The 15,931-nt window shown below is 69.1% G+C and carries 16 protein-coding genes and 3 pseudogenes; 7 read left to right on the top strand and 12 right to left on the bottom strand.

Annotated features, from left to right (window positions below):
• Positions 1-128 precede the first annotated feature (128 nt).
• Positions 129-299, bottom strand: a pseudogene (locus O1Q96_RS25110) (IS30 family transposase); the annotation flags it as partial.
• Between the two features lie 67 nt (positions 300-366).
• Here O1Q96_RS25110 and O1Q96_RS25105 point away from each other — a divergent pair.
• Together O1Q96_RS25105 and O1Q96_RS25100 are read left to right on the top strand one after the other, a co-directional pair.
• Positions 367-780: an aromatic-ring hydroxylase C-terminal domain-containing protein gene (locus tag O1Q96_RS25105; protein ID WP_269250311.1), complete on the top strand. Its 414-nt coding sequence runs from the start codon at positions 367-369 to the stop codon at positions 778-780.
• A 42-nt stretch (positions 781-822) separates the two neighbouring features.
• The gene (locus O1Q96_RS25100) at positions 823-2,973 is read left to right on the top strand and encodes an MMPL family transporter (protein ID WP_269250310.1); all 2,151 of its coding nucleotides are present in this window, start codon (positions 823-825) and stop codon (positions 2,971-2,973) included.
• Positions 2,974-3,179: 206 nt separating this feature from the next.
• Here O1Q96_RS25100 and O1Q96_RS25095 read toward each other — a convergent pair whose 3' ends face one another.
• Positions 3,180-4,631 (bottom strand): sensor histidine kinase, encoded by a 1,452-nt coding sequence (locus O1Q96_RS25095; RefSeq protein ID WP_269250309.1) that lies wholly within the window; start codon positions 4,629-4,631, stop codon positions 3,180-3,182.
• Positions 4,628-5,320: a response regulator transcription factor gene (locus O1Q96_RS25090; protein WP_269250308.1), complete on the bottom strand. Its 693-nt coding sequence runs from the start codon at positions 5,318-5,320 to the stop codon at positions 4,628-4,630. Before O1Q96_RS25090 ends, O1Q96_RS25095 begins: the two co-directional genes overlap by 4 nt.
• 208 nt (positions 5,321-5,528) lie before the next feature.
• On the opposite strand from O1Q96_RS25090, the pseudogene O1Q96_RS25085 reads away from it, so the two are divergent.
• The 4 genes and pseudogenes from O1Q96_RS25085 (at position 5,529) to O1Q96_RS25070 (ending at position 8,406) form a co-directional block, all read left to right on the top strand.
• Positions 5,529-6,359 (top strand): annotated as a pseudogene (locus O1Q96_RS25085) (IS5 family transposase).
• Positions 6,360-6,674: 315 nt separating this feature from the next.
• The gene (locus O1Q96_RS25080; protein ID WP_269250307.1) at positions 6,675-6,965 is read left to right on the top strand and encodes a hypothetical protein; all 291 of its coding nucleotides are present in this window, start codon (positions 6,675-6,677) and stop codon (positions 6,963-6,965) included.
• A 239-nt stretch (positions 6,966-7,204) separates the two neighbouring features.
• On the top strand, positions 7,205-7,921 hold the full coding sequence (locus O1Q96_RS25075; protein ID WP_269250306.1) for an adenylate kinase: 717 nt from the start codon (positions 7,205-7,207) through the stop codon (positions 7,919-7,921).
• A 149-nt stretch (positions 7,922-8,070) separates the two neighbouring features.
• Positions 8,071-8,406, top strand: a complete 336-nt coding sequence (locus tag O1Q96_RS25070) for a hypothetical protein (protein WP_269250305.1) — start codon at positions 8,071-8,073, stop codon at positions 8,404-8,406.
• 112 nt (positions 8,407-8,518) lie between these two features.
• Here O1Q96_RS25070 and O1Q96_RS25065 read toward each other — a convergent pair whose 3' ends face one another.
• Positions 8,519-9,478 (bottom strand): AraC family transcriptional regulator, encoded by a 960-nt coding sequence (locus O1Q96_RS25065; protein ID WP_269250304.1) that lies wholly within the window; start codon positions 9,476-9,478, stop codon positions 8,519-8,521.
• A gap of 82 nt (positions 9,479-9,560) precedes the next feature.
• Between O1Q96_RS25065 and O1Q96_RS25060 the strand changes: the two genes are divergently transcribed.
• Positions 9,561-10,397, top strand: a complete 837-nt coding sequence (locus tag O1Q96_RS25060; protein ID WP_269250303.1) for an NmrA family NAD(P)-binding protein — start codon at positions 9,561-9,563, stop codon at positions 10,395-10,397.
• Here O1Q96_RS25060 and O1Q96_RS44625 read toward each other — a convergent pair.
• The 8 genes and pseudogenes from O1Q96_RS44625 to O1Q96_RS25025 form a co-directional block, all read right to left on the bottom strand.
• On the bottom strand, positions 10,374-10,745 hold the full coding sequence (locus O1Q96_RS44625) for a DUF6192 family protein (protein ID WP_419586940.1): 372 nt from the start codon (positions 10,743-10,745) through the stop codon (positions 10,374-10,376). The two genes, O1Q96_RS25060 and O1Q96_RS44625, sit on opposite strands and share 24 nt — an antisense overlap.
• 107 nt (positions 10,746-10,852) lie before the next feature.
• On the bottom strand, positions 10,853-11,455 hold the full coding sequence (locus tag O1Q96_RS25045) for an FAD-binding oxidoreductase (RefSeq protein WP_269250302.1): 603 nt from the start codon (positions 11,453-11,455) through the stop codon (positions 10,853-10,855).
• Positions 11,452-12,675, bottom strand: a complete 1,224-nt coding sequence (locus tag O1Q96_RS25040) for an IS110 family RNA-guided transposase (RefSeq protein WP_483409982.1) — start codon at positions 12,673-12,675, stop codon at positions 11,452-11,454. Before O1Q96_RS25040 ends, O1Q96_RS25045 begins: the two co-directional genes overlap by 4 nt.
• Before the next feature lie 186 nt (positions 12,676-12,861).
• The gene (locus tag O1Q96_RS44760) at positions 12,862-13,218 is read right to left on the bottom strand and encodes an FAD-binding oxidoreductase (RefSeq protein ID WP_425329917.1); all 357 of its coding nucleotides are present in this window, start codon (positions 13,216-13,218) and stop codon (positions 12,862-12,864) included.
• 27 nt (positions 13,219-13,245) lie between these two features.
• A pseudogene (locus O1Q96_RS44755) lies at positions 13,246-13,347 on the bottom strand (FAD-binding oxidoreductase); the annotation flags it as partial.
• Positions 13,331-13,759: an FAD-binding oxidoreductase gene (locus tag O1Q96_RS44750; RefSeq protein WP_425329916.1), complete on the bottom strand. Its 429-nt coding sequence runs from the start codon at positions 13,757-13,759 to the stop codon at positions 13,331-13,333. The gene O1Q96_RS44750 and the pseudogene O1Q96_RS44755, both read right to left, overlap by 17 nt.
• 59 nt (positions 13,760-13,818) lie before the next feature.
• Positions 13,819-14,673 carry an alpha/beta hydrolase gene (locus tag O1Q96_RS25030; RefSeq protein WP_269250301.1) on the bottom strand — a complete coding sequence of 285 codons (855 nt, stop codon included), beginning with the start codon at positions 14,671-14,673 and terminating at the stop codon, positions 13,819-13,821.
• Positions 14,670-15,896: a metal-dependent hydrolase family protein gene (locus tag O1Q96_RS25025; protein ID WP_269250300.1), complete on the bottom strand. Its 1,227-nt coding sequence runs from the start codon at positions 15,894-15,896 to the stop codon at positions 14,670-14,672. Before O1Q96_RS25025 ends, O1Q96_RS25030 begins: the two co-directional genes overlap by 4 nt.
• Between the last annotated feature and the right edge of the window lie 35 nt (positions 15,897-15,931).

The raw sequence follows: 15,931 nt of genomic DNA, 5'->3' as shown, positions 1-15,931 counted from the left end.
GCCCCAACGAGCCGGTCACCATCACCCTGGCCCGGTAACGACAACCCTGGGGGCGTGCCGGATGAAAGCCCCGGCTGGACGAGGGAGAGGCGGCTTCTAGGGATCGTCGCAACACGTGGTCGTGTTGATCAGGCCGCGAGCAGTTTAAGCAGGCGCTCGGCTGAGGTTTCCCAGCCGAGCGTTTTGCGTGGGCGTCTGTTGAGTTGGGCGGCGACGGCCTCGAGGTGCTCGCGGGTAGGGACGGACATGTTGGTGCCCTTGGGGAAGTACTGCCGGAGCAGTCCGTTGACGCTTCTATGTCAAAGGGCGAGCTGGTGTTGGGTGATGTGATGCTGCCAGGACGACGCCCGCCGGTACGTCGCCGACATGGACGTCCGGTACGACCTGGGCGACGACCACCGGCTCCTCGGCACCCTGTGCCCGGACATGAAGTTGACGCTGGAGCGGCCCGACCCGGACATCGTGACCGCGGTGACCCGGTCGGCGGAGCTGCTGCGTGAGGGTCGTGGGCTCCTGCTCGACCTCGTCGACCGCGCGGAGGTCCGCGACGCCGCGGCCGCGTGGACCGGACGGGTCAACACCGTCACTGCCCGCACGGACCGGGTGGACGTCGACGCGTTGCTCATCCGGCCCGACGGCTGTGTCGCCTGGGCCCTGGGCCTTGCTTACCGGGCAGGACCTCGACGCCACCACGCTGGTGCGTGCGCTGGGCACACGGTTCGGCCCACCGGCCTGAGCACCGTACTAACAGTCGTCTCAGGTTCGCTCGGTAGGAAGTAGGCATCCAGATAAGCGATGCAACCCGTATGTAGGAGGCTAGTGATGGCAGTCAACGCAGCGCCGTCCGGGAAAGCGCCGGCCGGTCGGTTGGCAGGCCGGTGGGTGCCATGGTTGGTGATTGGCTTGTGGCTGGTGCTGGCGGCGGGCATGGTGCCGCTGAGCGGAAAGTTGAGCTCGGTCACCACCGACAGCGCCGTGGACACCCTGCCGGCCAGTGCCGAGTCCACCAAGGTGGCGGTGCTGGACGACAGTCTCCCCGGCGGTGACAACAACACGTTCGTCTTCGTGTACCACCGCGCCGGCGGCATGACCGACGCCGACCGCGCGACGGTCGAGCGCCACTACAACACCCTTGCCAAGCGGTACCCGCCGAAAGCGACGGCGGCGGCCGGCGAGGACGACGAGGGCTCACCGACGAGCCCCTCCACCGACCGCAAGGCGATGATGTTCACCCTCGAGGTGAGCACGACCTACGGCGCACCGGAGGACATCGTCGGCCCGTTGCGAGACACCGCGAAGGACCGTCCCTCCGGCCTGGAACTCGACGTGACCGGCCCGGGCGCGATCGACGGCGACATGGATGCCGTGTTCGACGGCATCGACGTGCAGGTCCTCCTCACCACCATCGTCGTCGTCACGGTCCTGCTCATCCTCACCTACCGCAGCCCGGTGTTGTGGATCATCCCGCTGGTGGCCGTCGGCGCGGCCGCGCTGACCTCGATGGGGACCGTCTACCTGCTCGTCAAGGGCTTCGGCATCGTGGTCAACGACCAGAACTCGGCGCTGCTGACGATCCTGGTATTCGGCGTCGGCACGGACTACGCGCTGTTGCTCATCGCTCGATATCGGGAGGCGCTGCACCACCATGAAAACGTCCGGGTCGCTATGGTCCACGCGCTACGCGGCGCGGCGCCGGCCATCGTCGCGTCCGCGGCCACCGTGGTCGCCGGCCTGCTCTGTCTGCTCGTCGCGGACCTGAACAGCACCAGCGGGTTGGGCCCGATCGGTGCGGCCGGCATCCTGTGCGCGCTGGTGGCCATGCTGACGCTGTTCCCGGCGGTGCTCGTGGTGCTCGGCAGGCGGATCTTCTGGCCGGCCGTTCCGCGGTTCAGTACGGCCGTGGAGGAGAAGCCGGGGCTGTGGGGACGGCTCGGCACCGCCATCAGCCGCCGCCGGTGGGTGGCGACGCTCGGCTCGCTCGGAGTCCTCGGCGTGCTCGCCCTCGGGCTGGCGGGCAACACCGGCGCCCTGCGGGAGCAGGACCAGTTCCTGTCCGCGCCGGAGTCGGTCTCCGGCTTCACCGTTCTCCGCCAGCACTTCCCGGAGCTCGGTGGCCAGCCGATGACGATCTTCACGCGGCCGGCGCACCAGGAGCGGGTGCTCGACATCGTCAAGGACACTCGCGGTGTGGCCCTGGCCATCCCGGAGCAGACCAGCGGCGGCTGGGCCAACATCTCCGTGTTCCCGAAGGACGCGCCGGACACCGTCGCAGAGTACGACACGATCAAGCGGGTGCGCACCGCCGTGCACGCGGTGAGCGGGGCGGAGGCGATCGTCGGCGGGCCGAGTGCGGAGAACCTCGACACCGAGGTGACCACCAAGCGCGACGAGAAGCTGGTGATCCCGCTGGTGCTCGCCGTCGTCCTGATCGTCCTCGGGCTGCTGCTGCGCGCGATCCTGGCCCCGCTGGTCCTGATGGCCACCGTGATCGTCTCATTCGCCGCAGCCTTCGGCGGCAGCGTGTTCGTCTTCGACACGATCCTCGGGTTCAAGGGCATCGACTATTCGGTGCCGCTGCTGGCATTCCTGTTCCTGGTGGCGCTCGGCGTCGACTACAACATCTTCCTGGCCAGCCGGGCCCGGGAGGAGACCGTGCGTCTCGGCACCAGAGAGGGCATGCTCAAAGCCCTCTCGGCCACCGGCGGCGTCATCACCTCGGCAGGCCTGGTCCTGGCGGCCACGTTCGCGGTCCTCGCCACACTTCCGCTGGTGATGCTGATCGAGGTCGGGTTCCTGGTCGCTTTCGGCGTGCTGCTCGACGCCCTGCTGGTGCGGTCGGTCCTGGTGCCTGCCCTCACCCTGCTGATCGGCCGGCGGATCTGGTGGCCGAGCCGGCTGTCCCGTCCAACGGCGGAGCTGCCGGACGGTCAACAGCCGCTCGCCGACGACGAGGAGCCCGCGCTGCAACGGTGAGCACGGCGGCACTGACGAGATCCGGGACGGGGCCTCAAGCCCGTCCCGGATTTTTTTCATGGGCCCGACGGTCGCCGCCCTCTGGTCCTGCGCCACGCGCCGGGGCTGGAGTCGGCGCATCACGGTGTCCTGCCCCGACGGTGAGCCGCGCGAGGCCATGCCCGAGGGCCGCCGTCCCTTGTCCTGCGCCGCGCCGCCGGGGCGGGTCAGCGCACCGCGGTGTCCTCCCCGGCGGTGAGCCGCGCGATCGGGGCAGGCGGGGCCGCGGCCGGAAGGTCGACCCGAAGCAGCGCGCCACCGCGTGCGGAGCGGGCGACGGTGGCCCGGCCGCCGTGGGCGTCGACGACCCGCTGCACGATCGACAGCCCCAGACCGGATCCCGGCAACGCCCGGGCGCTGTCGGCACGGTAGAACCGGTCGAACACCCGCGGTACGTCGGCGGCGTCGATGCCCGGCCCGGCGTCGTCGACCTCGAGCACCGCCGACGCGCCCTCGGCCCGGAGCCGGACCTGGACCGGCTGGTCCGCGGGGGACCACTTGCCGGCGTTGTCGATGAGGTTGAGCACCGCCCGCTCGAGCGCAGCGGGACGCCCGCTCACCCACACAGAGGTCACGTCGAGCGCGACCTCGATGTCGGGCATGCGGGAACGCGCCCGGGTCGCGGCGGCCACCACCACGTCGGCGAGGTCGAGCACCTCGGTGCTCTCGTCGCTGACGTCACCGCGCGCCAGGTCGGTCAGTTCGGCGGCAAGGGTGCTCAATTCGGCCACCTGGGCGCCGAGATCGTTGAGCAGCCGGGTCCGGCTCTCCGCCGGCAGCGCGCTGTCCAGGGTGCCGCGCCGATCGAGCCGCATCAGCAGCTCGACGTTGAGGCGCAGGCTGGTGAGCGGGGTCTTGAGCTCGTGGGCGGCGTCCTCGGCGAGCAGCCGCTGGGCCCGCCGGGAGTCCCGGAGCGCGGCGAGCATGTCGTTGATCGACTGGATCAGCCGCCGGATCTCCCCACCGCCCTCATCCGGGATGTCGGCGTCGAGATCCCGGGTGTGCGCGACACGTACCGCGGCGGCGGTCAGCCGGTCGATCGGTGCCAGCCCGGTCCGCGCCACGGTCCGCCCGACAAGGGCGCCGCCGACCACGCAGAGCAGCCCGATCAGCAGCATGCCCAACCCGAACCGGTTGATCGGGCTGTCGTCGACGACGCGGGCCACCTGGACCGCGCCGTCGCCCGCCCGCAGCGTGTAGATGAGGTAGCCGTCGTCGTCGCTGTCGTTCGACTCCATCAGGTCGGCCGACGCGCCCTGCGCCACACGCCCGGCGTGCTCGCTGACCGGGGGCAGCGCGGGTTGGCCGGCCGGCGTCCGGATCGAGCCGTCGGGCAGGACGACCCGCACCAGCCGACCGGATCCGGGATACGGCGGTAGCTGGACCTGCGCCAGACCGGCGCGCTCCGCGTTCGTCGCCAGGACGCGGGAGTCGGCGCGTAGCTGATTCTCGGCGGAGTCCTGCAGCTCCCAGTCCAGTAGCTCGCTGGCCACCTGGAAGGCCGCGAACACGCTGACCGCGATGGCCGTCGCCGCGATCACCGTCAGCCTGGCCCGCAGGGACCGCCGGCGCCACCATCGGGTCAGCCGGCGCGGCTCCCGGCCGACGGGCCTGCTCACGGAGGAGTCTCCCGCAACGTGTATCCCAGGCCGCGCAGCGTGTAGATCAATCGCGGCTCACCCTCGGCCTCCATCTTGCGGCGCAGGTAACTCACGTATACCTGGAGGTTGTTGGCGGTGGAACTCATGCCGAAGCCCCAGATCGCCTCGAACAGCGCGTCGCGGGTCAAGACCCGGGTCGCGTTGCACACGAGGACCTGCAGGAGGGAGAACTCGGTCCGGGTCAGGCGCAGCGGCCGCTCGCCCCGCCACGCCTCGAACCTGTCGGGATCGAGCCGGACGTCGGCGAACGACAGGATCTGCGACTCCCCGTCGGTCGGCGTGCGCCGGCGCAGCAGGGCCCGTACCCGGGCCAGCAACTCCTCGGTGGCGAACGGCTTGGGCAGGTAGTCGTCGGCGCCCGCGTCCAGCCCCGCGACCCGGTCGGAGACCTGGTCACGGGCGGTCAGCATCAGCACCGGCAGATCCCGACCCGCGGCCCGCAACCGCCGGCAGGTCTCCAACCCGCCGAGGCGGGGCATCATCACGTCGAGGAGCAGCAGATCCAGCGTGTCACCGCTGGCCCCACCGACTCCGTCGAGCACGGCGAGACCGTTGGCGACGGTGCTGGTGTCGTAACCCTCGACCTGGAGCACCCGCTCCAGCGACTCACGGATGGCCACGTCATCATCCGCGATCATGATCCGCACGCCGGCCCGCCCCCTTCCAGTCGATGTTTTTGCCGCTCATTGTCCCCGATCAACCTGAGGCCAGTATTAGAGCGTCGCTGAGGACCGCGCTCTTACGGATACCTAGGGGGGAGGAATGAGAGTAGACAGGAGTTTTGTCGTCGCCTGAGCGTGTGGCGGTGCGGCATCCCGGTCGGTTGGCGGCCATGGGCATGTTGGGCTGGGCAGCGTGAGCGAGCGCAAGCCCTACAAGACCCATCTGTCCCACGAGCAGTGGTCGCTGGGCGAGCCGGTGATCGCTGCGTGGAAGGCCGCGCATCCCTCGGCCAGCGGCCATCGGGGCCGGTACGAGATGCGGGAGATCGTCAACGCGCTGCTCTAGCAGGGTCGGACCGGTTGTCAGTGGGAGCTGCTCCCGCACGACTCTCCGCCGCCCGGCGCGGTGAAGTGCTACTTCTGCACCTGGCGTGACGACGGCATCGATCAGACCATTCACGATCTGCTGCGTTGACAGGTGCGGGAAATGGCGCGTCGGAAGGCGGACCCGAGCCTGGTGGTGCTCGACGCCCAGAGGGTGCACGCGGCGGCCGGAGTGCCCGCTGAGTCGACGGGGCGTGATGCGGCAAATGAGGTACCGGGCCGCAGGCGCGGCCTGGCCGTTGACGTTTTGGGGTTGGTGATCGCGGTGGTCGAGGTGCCCGCGTCGGCGCACGAGAACGCCGTCGGGATCGCGCTGCTGGACAAGGCCGCCGCCGACACCGACGCCGTGGAGAAGGCCCTGATCGACCAGGGCTTCAGGAACGCCGTCGTCGCGCACGGGGAGAAGGTGGGCATCGGGGTGGAGGTCGTGGAGCGCAATCCCGCGCAGACCGGGTTCGTTCCCCAGGCCAAGCGGTGGGTCGTGGAACGCGCCTATGGGATCTTGATGCTGCACCGCAGGCTGGTGCGCGACTACGAGCATCTGCCCCGCAGTTCGGAGTCGCGGGTGTACTGGGCGATGACCGCGGTGATACTGCGTCGGCTGACCGGGGCGACCACACCGGTCTGGCGCACCGCATGACCGGTGCGGAGCTGACGCTCGGCGCGGCTGGAGGAGCGGGAACGCGAGATCACTGCGCAGGCCGAGACGATGCGGGAACAGGTCGCGCGGCGCTGTCACGTTGTTGGGTGGGTAGGTGTCTGATGGTGATGACGAGCCCCGGTCGCGCCGAAGCCGTCCTTCGGGCCGTGGACGAGCCAGCGCCGGTGATCCGCCGTGGCGGCCTCCTCATGCGCTCCAGGCGCCCAGCGAGCCCTCATTCGCCGGGCACCGTCAGCGCCCGCAGCTGGCAACACCAACCACCGCCAGCCCGCGCGGTGCTCCTAGGATGCCTGGATGCCGAAGCCGTTACGGATGAGTCGCCGCACGTGGGTTGCCGCGTGGGCGGTGCTATGCGCGGCCGCCATAGCCGCCACCGCCGCACTCAACGCCTCCCCGGCGCCTGACCCGCAGCCCGAGAAGCCCGTCAGCGCCGAGTGCGCCGAGTACATCGCGGACATCGAGACGCAACTGGCCAAAGCCAAGCAGGAAGGCAATGACGACGGCGTGTTGTCCTTCACGCGAACCCCGGTCGGCGCGTACGACTGCAGCGACGAAATCATGGACCACTTCAGCGCCGACCCGTGAGCCGTGTCAAAGGACTCGCCGCGATAGCGAGGCTGATCTGCGCCGGTGCCGTGACGGTCATCGCCCTGAGCGCTGGGCCGGACCGGAGGAACATCAGCCTTAACGCGGCGATGTCCCATGGTGTCGCCATCCTCACCGCCAGGGGGTGGCCTACCGGATGAACGATGATATCGATGCGCGGCGATCGTGTGTCCCAGAGGCGACTTGATGGCCACGCATGACGAAGGGACACTTCATCGATGCGCATCCTCCTGATCGGGCCGCCCGGAGCTGGCAAGGGCACGCAGGCAGTGCGCCTTGCCGCGCATCTGTCGATCCAGCACATTTCCACAGGTGACCTGTTCCGTGAGCACATCGACCAGGGCACCGAGCTCGGGCACAACGCCCACACGCACATACGCGCCGGCCTTCTGGCGCCGGACGAGGTCACCATCGGGGTGGTCAAAGAGCGCCTTGCCCGTCGGGACACCGAGGGCGGATTCCTGCTGGACGGCTTCCCCCGCAATCTTGCCCAGGCGGAGGCGCTGGACGGCATCCTGGCCGACTCGAAGTCGAGACTGGACGCCGTGCTAGACCTGGAGATTCCCGAGGCCCAGGTGGTCAGGCGGATCGCTGGACGACGGTTGTGCCGTCAGGACCGCGAACACATTTTCCATGTCGACTACAGCCCGCCTGAAGTGGCAGGAGCCTGTGACGTCTGCGGTGGTGAGCTGTACCAGCGCGATGACGACCGCGAGACAACCGTTCGTAAACGACTGGAGGTCTATCGCAGCGAGACGGCGCCGGTCGTGGACCACTACCAAGCTCAGGGCCTGGTGACCACGATCTCGGCCCTCGGCCAGGTCCAGGAAATCCTGGACCGCGCGCTGGTCGCGATCGGCCAGGCCAGGTCGATGCCTCCGGCGCGTCGAGTTGTTGACCCCTCCGCGGGGAAGGCGCGGGGCTGCCGTCCCTGACTGCCGCTGCCGAGGACTGCAAGCTCCGCCCGCCCGGGCTCCTGGATCCCGGCCTGCTGCCGCACTGGCCCTATGCCCAGGCCGTCACCGACCAGGCCCTCACCGACCAGGCCCTCACCGACCAGGGCATTCCGCCGGGCACCGTCCGCGTGGAACGCACCGGTTGTGCCTACAACGAGCTCATGTATCTGGTGCTGGCCTGGGATGCGTCCCGCCGCGTCGGCCCGGGCGGCCTCCGGCTCACCTGGCGGGAAGACACCGGCTGGTCCCACACCCTGCTCCGCACCGGGGGAGAGGCGGCGCTCCCGCTCGGTCCGCTCACCGCCCTGCACCGCGTGTACGCGACACCCGAGGCCGTCACGGACGTCGCTGACACGCTGGTGTCCCGGCGCTTCCGTAGCTACGACAGGGCATGGCACGGCGAGTGGGAACGTGCGCAGGAGGTGCGCACCGCGATCGGCGTTTTCCGGGAGCCGGTCAGCTGATCGGCGTGGCGGCCCTGTGCTGTGTCTGGCCGGTTGCCGGTGCCGGGTCGTGTCGAGGGTGGAGGGGGTTCAGCTGACTTCGCTGGACCGGGGCGGCTGGCTGGGCCGGGAGTCAGCCGGCGGCCGTGCCCGTGCGGTGGTCGCTCGGGCTGATGCCCCGTTCCTTCTTGAACGCGGTACTGAGGGCGAAAGCGTTGGAGAAGCCGACACGGGCGGCCACCGCGCCGATCGTTGTGCCGGGCTCGCGCAGCAGGTCGGCGGCCAGAGCGATCCGCTGCTGGCGCAGGTAGGTCATCGGGGGCTGGCCCAGCAGTTCGGTAAAGCGTCGGGCCAGGGCGGCCCGGGAGGCTCCCGTCCTGGCGGCCAGCGTTTCGACTGTCCACGGGTGGGCGGGGTCGGCATGCAGCAGTCGCAGCGCTGTTCCGACCACCGGGTCGCTGTGGGCGCGGTACCAGCCGGGCACCGGGGCGCCGAGGCGTGTGAACCACGCGCGCAGCGCGGTGATGAGCATCAGGTCCAGCATCCGGTCCAGCAGGACCTGCTGGCCCGGGGCTTTGCGGGTGGCGTTCTCGAGCGCCTGGGAGCTGGTGGGGCAGTCGTTCTGCCCTGCCTGGACGGCTGCGAGCGGCGGAAGCGCCGCACGCAGGCGGCCGGGTATACCACCGGCCGTGGTGTACAAGCCGTTGACCAGCACGGTGCCCTCCGGCTGGGCCGTACCCCACCCCTCCACCCCGTGCGGGACAGACACCTCCCCACCGCTTACGGACGTGCAGCGGCCTCCTGGCCCGACGACCACGTCGGGTTCGGTGGCCGGGTCGTCCGCGATCACATAGGGTGCGCCGCCGCTGAGCACCGCGACATCTCCTGCACCGAGCCGTACCGGCTCGCCTCCCTGAGGAATCACCCAGGCAGCGCCGCGCAGGAGCGCGGTCAGGGCCATCGGTGAGCCGTCCTCGAAACGCAGCGCCCATGCCCCTGAGAGGGAGGAGCGGCTGATGATCGCCCCGGTGGTCCGCACGCTGTTCAGCAGGTCCGTCAGGGGGTCTCCGCTGCCCGGAGTCAGGAGGTCCATGCTGGTCAGCGTAGACGAATGCGTATGGACGCGAGAGCGCTCGCCATGGCTGTGGCCGCGGGTGGCTGGTTGGCTCGGTGACATGAGTGACAAGACGATTCTGGTGACGGGCGGTACGGGCAAGACCGGCCGCCGAGTGCTGCGGCTACTCGAAGAGCGGGGCGTGACGGCACGGGCAGCGTCCCGTACCGGTGCGGTGCGCTTCGACTGGGCGGACCGCACCACCTGGGAACCGGCGCTACAGGGGGCGACCGGCGTGTATCTGGTCGCCCCGGACCTCGGCAGCCTCGAGGCAGCCCGGGACATCGCCGCGTTCACCCGGCAGGCCGCCGAGGCCGGAGTCCGCCGCGCCGTGCTGCTGTCCGTGCCCGGGAACGGGGGCCTGGACCAGGAACATGTCCTGGCCGCCGAGCGGGCGCTGGGCGACGCGGGCCTGGAATGGACGGTGCTGCGGCTGCGCTGGTTCTTCCAGAACTTCAGCGAGGACTTCCTGCTCGATCCCGTCCTGAGCGACGAAGTGCGCCTGCCGGCCGGGGACGGCCAAGACGCGTTCATCGACGCCCAGGACATTGCCGAGGTAGCGGTCGCCGCCCTGACCGAGGACGGACACACCGGGCAGCACTACGAACTGACCGGCCCCCGCCTGATGTCCTTCGCAGACACAGTCGAAGAGATCGCGAAGGCCACCGGCCGCACCATCCGCTACGTGCCCGTCGACCCGCAGACCTACGCGGACGAACAACGCGCACAGGGCGTGCCCGAGGAATGGATACACATGCTGACCAGCGCGTACGAACCACTGCGCTCGGGCAATCTCGCCTCATTCACCAACGACGTGGAGCGCGTGCTCGGCCGGCCGGCCCGGGACTTCTCCCACTACGCCCGTGACATCGCCTCACAGGGCACCTGGACTGTCTGACCGCTTCTGAGCCGGCGCGGACCGCGCGACCCGCTGGTGACCATCCCGCGTGAACTCTTCCACCGGCCGGACCTTGTCCTGGTCGGGGACCTTGGCTGCCACCGTCGGACACTTGAGGAAGTCGGTGGTCACCGCCGCAGCGATGTCCTCGTCCCGGGCCAAGGTGTGGATCGAGGTGATCTTCCTCTGCGGAGAGGCCGGGCCTTCGACCTGCCGCCCGACCCGCCGGTTTCTGAGGGCCCTGCGTTCCGCCGCCCTGCGGCCGCACTCTCGAGGGCGGGCGGCTGGTGCCGGATGAGTGGGGGGAACCGTTCCAGCGGGTCGTGCCCGAGGCGCCTTCGCGATCACAGGGCGGTGGTCGGCGTCGACATGGCGATCGGGAGGTGCTCGCTCTGCAACCGCAGACACGCCTTATGCGATGGCCCTGAAGCTGGAGCCCGTACTTGGCCAAGGGATCATGCAGGCCCGAAAACTTTGCCGGGATTGAGAATCCCGGCCGGGTCGAGAGCGCGCTTCACCGCGCGATGCATCTCCAGGACGGCCGGGCCGAGTTCACGGGTGAGACCGGGCCGCTTGAGCAGTCCCACACCGTGCTCACCAGTCACCGTGCCGCCCAATTCAAGGGCGTCCGCGATGATGTCGTCGAACGCCGCACGGGCCCGGACCTGAGCCGCCGCGTCACCGTGTTCCGTCACAAGCAGCGGATGCAGGTTGCCGTCGCCGACGTGTGCGATGTTGGCGATGGTGATCCGGTGCCTCTCCGCGGTCCGGTCGATGCGGGCCAGCATCTCCGCCACCGCTCCGATGGGCACACAGACGTCCTCCGTGAGGACCGGCCCCAGCCGCTCGAGCGCAGGGAAGGCCAGCCGGCGGGCCGCGAAGAGCATCTCGGCCTCTTCCTCTGTGTCCGACCGGTCCGCCCAAGTCGAGCCGGCCCCGCGGAAGCAGTCGACCAGCCGGCGGGCGCCCTCCTCGGCGGCGCGGCCATCATCGTCGAAACGGGCCAGGAGGACCACGTCCGCCTCGGCTGAAAGACATCCCAGGAGCGTAGATGTCAACTCGTAGCCAGTTCCGCGTGATGCGACCAGGCGGTTGCCTCGTCGTAGAGGGTGCCGGTTTTGAGGCACCCGTGGAGGATGCCGACGAGGCGGTTGGCGACTTGGCGCAAGGCGGCGTTGTGGCCGGCGCCGCGGGCGCGTTGTCGCTGGTAGTAGGCGTAGGCGTTGGGCGAGTAGCGCAAGGTGCCGAATGCCTGAGTGAGCAGGGCATCGATGAGCCGGTCGTTGTGGACGTAGCGCGCCAGGGCGACCTTCTTCTTGCCGGAGGCGCGGGTGATCGGGGAGGTGCCGGCGTAGTTCTTGCGGGCCTTGGCGCTGGCGTAGCGGTCGGGGTCGTCGCCGAATTCTGCGAGCACCCGGGCACCGAGGACGACTCCCATTCCGGGCTGGGACAGGAGGATCTCAGCGGCCGGGTGCCGGCCAAAATGCGCCTCGACCTGCCCTTGCAGGGTCTTGATTTGGGTATTCAGCGTGGCCAGGACCGCTATGAGCGCGGTGATGGACGCGGCGTAGGCGGCGGCTACTTCCTCGGGCTGGCCGAGGTGTTGCTCACGCAGCGCCCCCTGGATGGCCTTCGCCTTGGCGGTCACGTTCTTTCGGTGGGCGCGCTTGAGTGCGGCACTGATCTGCCCCGCCGTGAGCTTCGCAGCCTGGGCGGGAGTAGGCGCCTTGCCGAGCAGTTCCAGGGTGTCGGCGGCGTCCAGGTCCTCGAAGGCGGCCAGTGCTGCGGGGAAGTAGTCGCGCAATGCGTGCCGCAGTCGTTGAGTGTGCCGGGTGCGCTCCCAGATCAGCGTCTTGTGGGTGCGGGTGACCACCTTGACCGCTTCGGCCTGGGCGCTGTCCCCGGCAACGGGCCGCAGCTCGTGGCTGTGGGTACGGACCATGTCGGCCAGCACATGCGCATCGCCCGGATCGCTCTTGGCCCCCGACACCGCAAGCCGGTCACGGAACCGGGCGGCCTGCAGCGGGTTGACGGCCAGCACCGTATACCCGGCCGTGACCAGGGCACGTACCCACGGACCACGGTCGGTTTCGATCCCCACAACGACCTCGGCCGTATCGGCGCCCTCTCCCACCGCTTCACCCACCAACGCGTGCAGCCGGCTCATCCCGGCCACCCCTTCGGGCAACCGCGCCTTAGCCAGCCGCCGCCCGGCCGAGTCCATCAGCTCGATGTCGTGGTGGTCTTCGGCCCAGTCATCCCCGACGAACAGTCGCAATGGTCCTCCCGCACTCCGGTACCGATCAACTGCAGCAGCCTGCCGGAGAACTATCAGCGACCTAATCAAGCAGTGCTCACGCCGAGGTGCGGCAGGCACGACATCCCAGTAGCGATCAACTCTCCGGGCCGAACGGCAGGGGCACGGTCTTTCAGCAGGACTCGAAAGTCCAAGCCCAATGAGTGCTCACCCACCGTCGGCTACCACCCGGAGTCTGCCGCACGGCCGACTCCCCGAACTGATTAGGCCCATGTTCTTCCAGGCATCGACCGCGCGCAGACAGTGCCGGTCGACGAGTTCCAGCGCGGCCGGCCGCAGCCCGGCGGCAGCCGTCGCACGCATCGCGTCACCGGCCTGCCCTACGCTGTCGAAGTAGCCGACGACGGTCACGCCGACCGGAGGCAGGCGTCGCAGCCGGACCGTGATCTCGGTGACGACACCAAGAGTGCCCTCGGCACCCACCATGAGGCCCACAAGGTCGTGGCCGGCGACCCCCTTCGACGTACGGCGTCCGAGCCGGACCACCTCGCCCGTGCCGGTCACGACCTCCAAACCGAGGACATAGTCGCGTGTGACGCCGTACTTGACGCAACACACTCCGCCAGCGTTCGTCGCGACATTTCCACCAATGGTCGACCAGGGCGAACTAGCGGGGTCAGGCGGGTACCACAAGGCCGAGCGCCGCTACATGGGCGCGGAGGTCGTCGTTGACCACACCGGGCTGTACGACGGCGAGGTGCTCCAGCTCGTCGACCTCCAGCACCCGATCCATGCCGTCCAGCGCGAGGATCACGCTTCCTTCGACGGCATTGGCGCCCCCCGACAGTCTGGTACCGGCGCCGCGTGCAACCAACGGGACTCCTTGCTCCAGGCACGCACGCACCACGGCCTGGACCTCGTCGGTGCTCTTGGCGCGCACGAGGGCCACCGCTCGGCCAACAGGCGCCCACACCGTCTGGTCGTGCGAGAGACCGGCGACGATGTCCGGATCAGTCACCACCCGGCCGGCGGGCAGCCGTCGACTGAGCACTTCGGCGATACCCACGGCAGGGGGCGTCGTGCTGACGAAGTCACGCTCGGCCACCCGCACGCCTCCAGAGAAGTCGACTCACATGGGACGGAAGACGAGCCGCGGCGTCCGGCTCACTGGGCACGGCAGGTCCTGAGGTAGCTGAGGAACGATGCCTGCAGCCCGGTCACGTGCGTTTCGTGCATGAGTGCGCTGGTGACGGATCCGCCGCGTGAGGTGAGACGGTGAAGGAACGTGGCCGTGTTCTTCGTGAGGTTCTGGTAGACCGCCAGGTCTCCGAGGATCTCCTGCTCGTTGAAGGTCACGTGCAGCTTGGTGTCGGGCAGGGTGTCACCCATGGCTTCGAGCCGAGCGAAGACCTGACTGTCCGCATTGACAATGCCGGGGCTGCCCGCGCCGATGCTCTCGAAGAAGGTGCTCTTCGTGAGCCAGGCGTAGAGACTGAAGAGTCCGCCGTAGGAGTAGCCGAAGAGGCCGTGACCGCTCGGGGCTGTGCCGTAGTCGCGTTCGATCCGCGGGTGCAGGTCGTCGGTGAGGAAGTTCAGGAACATGTCCCCGCGGCTGTTGCTCAATTCAGCGAGGTAGGCGTCGGCTTGCTCGCGAGTCGTCACCCCCCTTTCGACCTCCATTTCCACCGCATCGATGAACTCCTTCGCGATGGGTTCACCGGGCGGCACGAGGTCGCGGTTGCGCAACCGCTCCCAGTGCTCTGCTTCCTCGCCCGCGTACCCCACGCTGACTTGGACGTAGGGCTGAATCGACTGCATGGGGTCCAGTTGCGTGATGATGAGCGGGGCGGTCATGCCCACGGCCCAGTTGCCATCGAGCACGTACACGGCAGGCGCCGGCGCTGCGGCAGGGTCGTAGTGCGGTGGTGTGGTGACCCAGACACCGTAGTCGTGCCCACCGCTGGAGCGCATCTCGAAGTAGTTGGTGTGGGGGAGGCAGCCCTGCCACATGGTGCTCATCTGAGGTCCTTTACGATCTGGCCGGCCTGGATGACGAGGACGGCGTTGGTGGGGTCGGAGAACAGTTTTGGGTCTTCGAGCGGATTGCCGTTCCACAGAACGAGGTCTGCCTGCGCGCCGGGAGTGATGACACCCACCTGGCCGGACAGGCCGAGGATCTCGGCGTTGGTCCGGGTCGCCGCCACGAGCGCTTCCATCGGCGTCTCGAGGGCTGCGCGCAGGCTGAGTTCCTTGCAGCGACGGTCCTGGGCCGGACCGATGAGATCGGAACCCAGCCCGATCCGTACTCCGGCGTGCTTGGCGACAGCGAGCGCATGCGTCATCTGCTCGCGTGCGCCCTTGGCCCGGTCGCGGGTCGACTCGCCGAGACCGGCTCCGGCGGTGTCGTGCAGCAGCTGCTCGACGACAGCGAACGTGGGCACGAGGGCAACCTCGCGAGCGGCCATCAGGGCCGCTGTGGATTCGTCGAGGCCAGTGCCGTGCTCGACACAGCGCACCCCGGCCTCGACCGCATTGCGTATGCCCTCGTTGTTGTGGGCGTGGACGGTCACATAGGTGTTCCGTGCCGCAGCTTCTTGAACTGCGACAGCGATCTCTTCGACGGTGAACTGGGTGTCGCTCAGTTGATCATGTCCGCTCACCACTCCGCCGGTCACGCAGAGCTTGAGGAAGGAGGCTCCGCGACGGAACGCTTCGCGGACGTTGTGCCGCAGCTCGTCCGCGTTGCCCGCCATCATCGACAGGGCGCACAGGCCCGGGATGTGGTGGCTGCTCCACAGCTCGGTGGGTTCCCATGCGGCTCCGTAGTAGCCGTGCCCGCCGATCTGGCACTGAACAGGTCCGCACGACAGGACACGCGGCCCTCTGACCTTGCCCTTCGCGATGGCGGTGACGAGACCGCCGTCGATTCCGCCGGTGTCGCGAACGGTGGTGAAGCCGGCGTCGAGTGTCGCACCGGCTGTGGCGAAGATGTCCGCCGCGATCTCGGCGGCGCTGATCTGAAACGAGAAGTGCGGCTGGATCGGGCTCGACAGGCCCAGGTGGACGTGAGCGTCGATCAGGCCGGGCGTCATCGTCAATCCCTCGGCATCGAGACGCTCGCCGTGCGCGCTGGAGGCGCCGAGTCGGGTGATACGGCCGTTCTCGATCGTGAGATCGAGGCTGCTGGGGTCGCGCCCTGATCCGTCGATGACCATCGCGCCGACCACATGAGCAGGTCCCATCGTCGATCCTCCGCCGTTGCATCCGTCTTTTCCAA

It is taken from the genome of Streptomyces aurantiacus (assembly GCF_027107535.1).
Lineage (GTDB): Bacteria > Actinomycetota > Actinomycetes > Streptomycetales > Streptomycetaceae > Streptomyces.
Note: the sequence above shows the minus strand (reverse complement) of the source record. Positions and strands in the feature narration are given on the sequence as shown.

Bases quoted from the DNA above. Each gene is read 5' to 3' on its own strand.
- O1Q96_RS25105 (WP_269250311.1), top strand. From the start codon at position 367: ATGGACGTCCGGTACGACCTGGGCGACGACCACCGGCTCCTCGGCACC.
- O1Q96_RS25100 (WP_269250310.1), top strand. From the start codon at position 823: ATGGCAGTCAACGCAGCGCCGTCCGGGAAAGCGCCGGCCGGTCGGTTG.
- O1Q96_RS25080 (WP_269250307.1), top strand. From the start codon at position 6,675: ATGCCGAAGCCGTTACGGATGAGTCGCCGCACGTGGGTTGCCGCGTGG.
- O1Q96_RS25075 (WP_269250306.1), top strand. From the start codon at position 7,205: ATGCGCATCCTCCTGATCGGGCCGCCCGGAGCTGGCAAGGGCACGCAG.
- O1Q96_RS25065 (WP_269250304.1), bottom strand. From the start codon at position 9,478: ATGGACCTCCTGACTCCGGGCAGCGGAGACCCCCTGACGGACCTGCTG.
- O1Q96_RS25060 (WP_269250303.1), top strand. From the start codon at position 9,561: ATGAGTGACAAGACGATTCTGGTGACGGGCGGTACGGGCAAGACCGGC.
- O1Q96_RS25030 (WP_269250301.1), bottom strand. From the start codon at position 14,673: ATGAGCACCATGTGGCAGGGCTGCCTCCCCCACACCAACTACTTCGAG.
- O1Q96_RS25025 (WP_269250300.1), bottom strand. From the start codon at position 15,896: ATGGGACCTGCTCATGTGGTCGGCGCGATGGTCATCGACGGATCAGGG.